The organism is Ruegeria sp. YKSD163, from assembly GCF_059612905.1.
This window is the reverse complement of the sequence record NZ_JBXWRM010000053.1, coordinates 1-1719: the sequence shown is the minus strand read 5'-3', so window position 1 is coordinate 1719 and position 1719 is coordinate 1. Positions and strand designations below refer to the sequence as shown.

The window sequence follows — 1719 nt, the reverse complement described above, 5'->3', positions numbered from 1 at the left end:
CGCGGTGCCAGCCTCCAGGTCGACATCCAGCCGGAACTGCAGATTGGTCCGCCCCGGCGTGTCGGGCAGGTCGATGAACGAGACCATGTCGTTGCCGTCCCCGCCATCAATCGTGTCATTGCCACCCCCCGGCGTGATCCAGTCGGCACCGCCCAAGGCGTTGATCACCTCCGCCGCCGCCGTCCCGGCCACCGCCTCGCCTGCGTTTGTGCCTTCGATGGGCGGCGTCCCGCCACCGCCACCGCCCGAAGGAAGCTGGACCTCAAGCAGGTTGCCCGACAGGATGAAGGCGGAATCGGCGTCGGTGCGCACCGCGCTGCCCGATTGGCCGAATGGAATTCCGATCTTGGTGTCCAGCAGGGTTCCGGCGTTGTCGTATTCCTTCAATCGCCCCTCGTTCAATCCCGGAGCGGAGAAGGTCAGGACCGAATAGCCGATGACAAACCCGTTTTCGGTTGCGAACAGGATCGGGGTGTCCTGCCTGCCCCGGGTGACGTCATTGACCTGGGTCGGCCCAACCGCCACGCTGCCATCGGCATTGTAGATCCTGAACCAGACCGAGGTCTGATCCGCATTGGTCTCCTGTCCCGAAGCATCGGTCCAGACCGCCACCACCTTGCCGTTGGACAGCGTTTCGACCTGAACCGAACCGGGAGATCCGAAGCCGCTGGAATCCGCGGCGCTGATGTCGAAGGCGGGCACCGCGATGGTGCCGTCCATGTTGTAGATCTGGGCTTGTGTCTTGATCGCCGAGCCGGCGGTGGTCTGGGTCCAGGCGAAGAAGATCTTGTTGTTCACAAAGGCGACGTCATAGGGGTGCTGCTGCACGGAGGCGTTGCCATGCTTTCCCAGCCCGGGAAAGGGCTCGGCGGTGGTGATCACGGCGCCATCGGGGCTGACAAAATACAGGCGTGACTCGCTTTGCGGAACCAGCAGAATGTTTCCATTCGGCATGTCGGCGGCAAAATCCAGCATGGTGTTGTTGGTGATCGCCAGCAATCCGGTAAGCGATTGCGCAGGTCCGGTCGGCTGGCCATTCAAATCCAGCGTGACCTTGAAATTGCTGATGGTCACCGGCAGCGGATCGGCATCGCGCACCTGATAATAGATCGAGAATGTACCGTCCTTGTTGTCGCGGACGTGATAGGGCAGCAGATTGCCCAGCCCCAGGCCCGATGCGTCGGCATATTCCACATTGCCGAACAGGACGCCCGTGTCGTCGAACCCGGCGACACGATTTCCGGAAACCGCGATCCCGATATCGCCGACGCGATAGATGCCGCCACTGCCGACTTCGGTTCGAACGCTGCCAAAACCGACATCCGCGCCGAGATAGGTGCTGCCCATTGAAATTGCCATACGATACTCCTGATCAAATACGTGCGGGCGCCCTTAAAATAGCAGTTCCTCCCGGCGAAAATGCCGGAAGGCCGCTTGCGAGACCCGGTGCCGCTCATTTTGGGATGAGGGGTCTTTTTTGTCAAAGTGATTGAAAAGGCGTGCGAACTGTCCTGCCCGCCTTCTACCTGTCGAGGAAATTCACAAGTCCAGATCCCAGATCCGCACATCTCCGTCGTCGAAGCGGAAATACTCGACGTTGATCAGGCTGTCGGTGCCGTCGGGGCCGCGAACGGTGACCGCGTTGTCGGCGGTGCGGGTCAGGGTGTATTCGGCCCGGTCGCCGTCGAACAGCGCGTAATCCGAGCCGGTGCCGCCGTC

General features: G+C 61.5%; 1 protein-coding gene and 1 pseudogene. Both read right to left on the bottom strand.

All coding sequences use genetic code 11. From position 1 onward, the window contains the following. A pseudogene (locus AC2FNA_RS24135) lies at positions 1 to 1359 on the bottom strand (hypothetical protein); the annotation flags it as partial. Positions 1360 to 1539: 180 nt separating this feature from the next. Next, positions 1540 to 1719, bottom strand: a 180-nt coding sequence (locus AC2FNA_RS24130) for a hypothetical protein (RefSeq protein ID WP_496830972.1), incomplete at its 5' end; no start/stop codon positions are given.